Origin of the sequence: Streptomyces sp. KR55 (assembly GCF_052245645.1) — a bacterium.
Classification (GTDB): Bacteria; Actinomycetota; Actinomycetes; order Streptomycetales; family Streptomycetaceae; genus Streptomyces; species Streptomyces flavusporus.
The window spans coordinates 1-5,789 of the sequence record NZ_JBQQCE010000561.1 but is presented as its reverse complement, the minus strand read 5'-3'; the positions used below and the strand labels follow the sequence as shown (position 1 = coordinate 5,789).

Sequence of the window (5,789 nt, the reverse complement as noted above, 5' to 3'; positions counted from 1 at the left end):
TGGTGCGCACCCTGCACGAGACACCGATCCTGCCGAAGGATGTCATCGAACTCGCCGGTGAGAAGCCGTACTTGGCGGGCAGCGACCTCGCCGAGGCCGCACAGCGAGTGCGGTTCACGCCGACGGTGATGGACGTCGACGAGACGTCGAAGCTGTGGGGGATGCTCCACCAGACGCCGTACGCACTGTCGGTCGTCTATCAGGCGGCGCTGGTCTTCATCGACGGGCGTGAGACGCCGGTGCCGCGGAAGCCGGTCGAACGGACGGATGTGCGGGTGCTGCCGTTCGGGGCGCCGGGCGCGCCGGTCCCTCCGGGGGTGGAGCGGAGTGATGACGAGGCGTCAGACCCTGTTCCGGCGACGGAGGATGCGAAGGACGAAGCACCGGCCGTCGCAAAAAAGACCGAGAAGCCTGTCGCCAAGAAGGCCGCGAAGGCCGTCGCCAAGACGTCGGCGCGCACCCGTAGGACGACCACCCGCACCCCTCGGCCGGCCCGCCCCGGCCCACGGAACTCGGACGGCACGGGCGAGAACACGGAGAAGTGACACGGGATGAGCGCGACGGGGGCAGGTGAGGACATGGGTGCACACGAGCCGAACACGGCCGGCGAGCGGGACAGCGGCGCGACGCTGCTCGCGGAGATCGGGCGCGTCCTGGCCCGCGTCGACGCCCACGCGGCACGCGCCGCCGAGCCGGACGCACAGCGGGCGGAACCCGAGCCCGACGCCGACCTCGCCTCCGTACCACAGCACGCCGCCCCCCTCGACGCCCTCATCGCCTGCTTCGGACTCACCCCGTTCGAACGCGACCTCGTCCTGCTCACCGCCGCCCAGGACCTGGACCCCACGACGGCCGCCCGGTGCGCCGCCGCGAGCGGTGACCCGGAGCGGGGGTACCCCACCTTCTCGCTCGCCCTGGCGGCCCTCGCCGAGCCGCACTGGAGCGCGCTCACCCCCGTCGCCCCGCTGCGGCGCTGGCGGATCGTCGAGCTCGACGACGAGTCCCGGCTCACCACCTCCCGGCTGCGGCTCGACGAACGCATCCTGCACTTCCTGCTGGGTTCGCCCTACCTGGACGCCCGGCTGCACGGCCGGCTGCGGCGCACCCCGGTGCCGGACCGGCTGCCACCCTCGTACGACCTGGCCGCGAACCGGGTCGCCGCGGGCTGGACGGCGGGAGCGACCCCTGATGCGCCCCTGCTGGTCGAGCTGACCGGCGGGGACCTGCGCAGCCGGGCCGACATCGCCGCCGCCGCGGCCGCCCGCTCCGGGCTCGGCCTCTACGCGATCAGCGCCGAGGACCTGCCCACCGACCCCGCCGAACGGGACCGGCTCGCCCGGCTCTGGCAGCGCGAGGCGATCCTGCTGCCCGCCGCGCTGCTCGTCGAGGTGGGCGAACTCGACCGCGACCAGCGGGCGGCGACCGAGGCGTTCCTGGCCCAGGCAGCCGTACCCATGGTCGTGTCGAGCGAGGACCCGCTGCGGTCCGACCGGCCGCACGGCGCCCGCGTGAGCGTGCCCCGGCTCGACGACGACGAACAACTCGCCCTGTGGGCCGACGCGTTCGCGGACATCGACCTGGACGACCTCGAACTCCGTTCGCTCGTGGCCCAGTTCCAGCTGCCGCCGCATGTCGTACGGTCCGCGGCCGCCACCGTACGCCGTGACCTGCTCACCGAGGACGAGCCGGCCGCGGCCCGACTCGCCTGGCGGGCCGGGCTGGCCGAGGCCCGGATCGGCATGGACGAGCTGGGCCGGCGTATCGAACCGCAGGCCGGCTGGGACGACCTGGTGCTGCACGAGCGGCAGGTCGGCGTGCTCCGCGAGATCGTCGCCCATGTACGGCAGCGGCCGACCGTCCACCAGGAGTGGGGCTTCGCCGGCACGCTGCGCCGCGGACTCGGCGTGACCGCGCTGTTCGCGGGCGGCTCCGGCACCGGCAAGACGCTGGCCGCCGAGGTCATGGCGAAGGAACTCGGCCTCGACCTCTTCGTCGTCGACCTCTCCCAGGTGGTCAGCAAGTACATCGGCGAGACCGAGAAGAACCTCCGCCGTGTCTTCGACGCCGCCGAGCGCGGCGGCGCGCTGCTTCTCTTCGACGAGGCCGACGCGTTGTTCGGCAAGCGCAGCGAGGTCAAGGACAGCCACGACCGGTACGCCAACCTCGAGGTCAGCTATCTGCTCATGCGGATGGAGGCCTACCGCGGCCTCGCCATCCTCACCACCAACATGAAGAAGGCCCTCGACACCGCCTTCCTGCGCCGCATCCGCTTCGTCGTCGACTTCCCCTTCCCGGCCGAACACGAACGAGCCGAGATCTGGCGCCGCGTCCTGCCGCCGCAGGCCCCGGTCAAGGACATCGACTGCGACCTGCTCGCCCAGCTCACCGTCGCGGGCGGCTCGATCCGCAACATCGCCCTGTCCGGCGCGTTCCTGGCGGCCGAGGAGGGCGACCGGCTGCAGATGCGGCACATGCTCGCGGCGGCCCGCACCGAGTACCTGAAGCTGGAGCGGTCCCTGACGCCGACGGAGGTGCGCGGATGGGTGTGACCCCGCGTGAGGTCCGGGTGGACGTGGGCGAACTGGCCCTCAGCGGCTTCCGGGTGGACCCGGAGCGGGTCTCGGCCGCGTTCGAGCGTGAGCTCACCCGCCTGATCCGGACCCACGGCGTACCGCTGGCGACGGACGGCCCGCTGACCGTGGACGCCCTGTCCGGGCTGCCGCCCCTGCCCGCCGGTCTGTCCGCACGTCGGCTCGGGCAGGAGCTGGCGCGCGCCGTGCACGAAGGGCTCAGCGGCCATGGGGAGGTGACCCGGTGAGCAACACGCAGAGCCAGGACGCCCGTTCCGAGCAGGCGGCCGAACAGCGCCGCCGCAAGCGCAGGGAGCGTGCCGCCAAGTCCCGTACACCGGAACCGAAGGACATCGTCAGCGGCGCCGGCCAGCCCCTCGACCCCGGCGTCCGGCGGGAGCTGGAGGAGCGGCTCGGCCATGACCTCGGACGCGTACGGCTGCACACCGGCCGCGACGCCGGACAGCTGACGGAGCTGCTCGGCGCGGACGCGGTCGCGGTCGGCCAGGACATCTTCTTCCGCGAGGGCGCCTTCCGGCCCGGTACGGCGGACGGCCGGCGCCTGCTCGCCCACGAGCTCCTGCACACCATCCAGAACCCGCACGGCCTGGGCACGTTGCGCGTCGGCCGTGACCTCGGCGCGGTGAGCCTGCCGCACCAGCGGATCGAGCGGGAGGCGGAGGGGGCGGCGCAGGATCTCGTACGGGACGAGGAGTCCGCTCCGGAGATCGAGCCGGGGCAGGCCACGCCGGGATGGCTGCGGTACGCGACCGTGAACGCCGATCGTCGCCGCATGGAGGAGCTGGACCCGGCGACCCTGGTCGACCGCGTCGCGAACGGAGTCCTGCGATCCCTGCGCGGCGACCCGGAGGACCGGTCGGGCCGGGTCCGGCTCCAGCTGGGACGGCTGGCACCGCAGGTGCAGGACCTCGTCCTCGACCGGCTGGAGATACGGCTGCCCGCGCCCGTACTCGACCGGGTGCTGGACCTTGTCGAGGAGGCGGAGCAGGCGGGGCCGCTGCCGCTGGATGCGGCGGCGGCGCCCTCGGCCGTGCCCGGGGCGGCGGACGAGGTCGCCGAGGAGCGCCGGCGCGACGAGACCCCCGATGAACGCCCGGACGCGCGCGAGCGGCCGGAGGGCGCCGAAAGCGGGCCGGAAGCCGGCGGGGAGGGCGAGCAGGAGAAGCCCGGTGAGGGAGCGGCCGGCGACGGGAAGGGGAGTACGCCCCCCGAAGAGGCCGCTGCGCAGGACAAGGAGGAGGCCGGGGCACGGGAGCAGGACCGGTCGGAGTCCGGGCAGGAGGACAAGGACACCGCCGCCCGCGAGGACCAGAACGCTTCCGCGCAGGACGAGCAGCAGAAGGCCGAGGACGACGGCGCGCAGCAGGACGAGGCGAGGAAGGACGACGCCGCCGCCGAGGAGGAGCGGGAAGAGGCCGGAAGCCAGGAGGAGGCCCCGCAGGAGCCGGAGCGGCAGGCGGGCGAGCAGCAGACGCGCCAGGACGAGGGCCCGGCGGTCGCCGCGAACACCGCGGCCGCCCCGTCGCCCGTCGACCGGAGCGGCGCCGAGCCCGGCGAGAAGCCCCGGACCGGCGGCGACACCGGCCCGATCCGCTCGGCGGGCGATCCGGAGAACGAACAGGACGCGGACGACGAGCCGTTGGGGCTGGACTCGGAGCCCGCGGAGCAGGAGCCGGCCGCCGACGAGGACACACCCGCGGCCCGCGGCAACGAGCCCGTCCCCGACACCGACCTCGTCGGCTACACGGAGGCGGCGAAGAACCCGGGCATCGTCGAGGAGCGGAAGAAGGGCAACGCCCCCCGACCTTCCCTTCCGTCCACGGATGTCGGACCGGCGCCGGAAGAGGTGGCGGACGCGTCCCCCTCACCGCAGGACGCTCCCGCACGTTCTGGGACGGACAACGAACCCCAGGGACTCGCCGACCAGGACCTGTTCACCGGCGCGTCCGCAGAGCAGGACCTCGGGCCGGACGGACCCGGCGGGGCGACCGGCACCGGGAACGATGCGTCCGGGCTCACCACGACGGCCTCGGCGGACTCCGCCGGAGGCGGCGGCGACAAGATGCAGGCGGAGCAGCGTGCGGAGGACGCCGAGGCCCGCCGACGGGACGCGGAGGCTCGCACCGCCGATGGTGCGGGAGCCGGCACAACCCCGCCGGCGGGTGAGCCGGCCGGGCCCGAGCGGCTCGCCAAGGCGGACGAGGACGCCCGTACCCAGGACGCGGGTTCGTCCCAGGCGTCCGGTAAGCCGGCGGACGGCGGCGGCCAGGCCGAAGGCACCGCGAAGCAGGGATCGCAGGCGGCGGGCGCCCCGGCGAAGAGCGAGACGGAGCCGAGCGCCGGAGCGGACAAGGGGGCCGCGAAACCGGCAGACAAGGGCGAGGACACGGCGGGCGGTGGCGGCAGCGACACCGGCAGTGGCACCGGCACCGGCACCGGCCAGGGCAGCACTCCCGGCACCAAGCCGACCCCGACCCCCGACGACCAGAGCGTCACCGAGGGCAACGGCCACGTCACCTTCCCCGGACCGGAAACCGGCCCGGACAAGGTCTCCACACCGGGGCCCGGCTCCGCTCCGCAACTGGCGCCGGGCAACGGCCCCTCACCCCTGTCCGCCTCGGAGGCGAAGACCAACACGCCCAAGGCGTCCGGCACTTCGGGATCCGGCGGCGGTGGATCCGCCGCCCGGTCCAAGCCGTCGGGCAGCAAACGGCAGACCGCACGGCAGGCCGCCCGCAACGCCCGCCGTGGTGGAGGCGGCGGGGGCGGCGGTGGTCGCTCGACCTCCGCTCCCGCACCGGCGCGGGGCGGCGGCGGACGCGCAGGCGCATCCGCCCCGGCGAAGCCCAATAAGGAAGCCGCCGCACCGGATGTCTCGAACGCCACGCCCGAGGCGGGACTCGCGACGGCCGCAGGCCTGAAGCCGCATCAGATGCTGGACACGCTCAAGGGCGTGAACGGTGCGGTCGGCCGTTCGGTCGACAAGGAGCGTACGGCGCTGCGCAAGGCGCCGCCGAAGGAGCAGCGCCCGTCCGGCTCCCCGCGGACGGTGCCGGGCGGCCCGACGCCGGCGGCCCCGGGCACGTACACCAACGCCAAGGTGGCCCGTACCGAGGCCGCGCCGGGCAAAACGCCCGAGATCACCGGCGAGCAGAAACCGGAAGGCGAGGTACCGGGCGCGAATGTGCCCGAGCCGAG

4 protein-coding genes are annotated in these 5,789 nt (G+C 74.4%); all 4 read left to right on the top strand.

From position 1 onward, the window contains the following. Nucleotides 1-545 (top strand): Pvc16 family protein (locus ACTWQJ_RS45240; RefSeq protein ID WP_443312210.1); only part of this gene is annotated, 545 nt, incomplete at its 5' end. A gap of 33 nt (nt 546-578) precedes the next feature. Next, nucleotides 579-2,549, top strand: a complete 1,971-nt coding sequence (locus tag ACTWQJ_RS45235) for an ATP-binding protein (RefSeq protein ID WP_443312209.1) — start codon at nt 579-581, stop codon at nt 2,547-2,549. Then, entirely contained in the window at nt 2,540-2,818 is a 279-nt protein-coding gene (locus ACTWQJ_RS45230; protein WP_443312208.1) for a hypothetical protein, read from the top strand. The genes ACTWQJ_RS45235 and ACTWQJ_RS45230 overlap by 10 nt, the downstream gene beginning before the upstream one ends. Beyond that, nucleotides 2,815-5,789 (top strand): eCIS core domain-containing protein (locus ACTWQJ_RS45225; RefSeq protein ID WP_443312207.1); only part of this gene is annotated, 2,975 nt, incomplete at its 3' end. The genes ACTWQJ_RS45230 and ACTWQJ_RS45225, both read left to right, overlap by 4 nt.

Bases quoted from the DNA above. Each gene is read 5' to 3' on its own strand.
- ACTWQJ_RS45230 (WP_443312208.1), top strand. From the start codon at position 2,540: ATGGGTGTGACCCCGCGTGAGGTCCGGGTGGACGTGGGCGAACTGGCC.
- ACTWQJ_RS45235 (WP_443312209.1), top strand. From the start codon at position 579: ATGGGTGCACACGAGCCGAACACGGCCGGCGAGCGGGACAGCGGCGCG.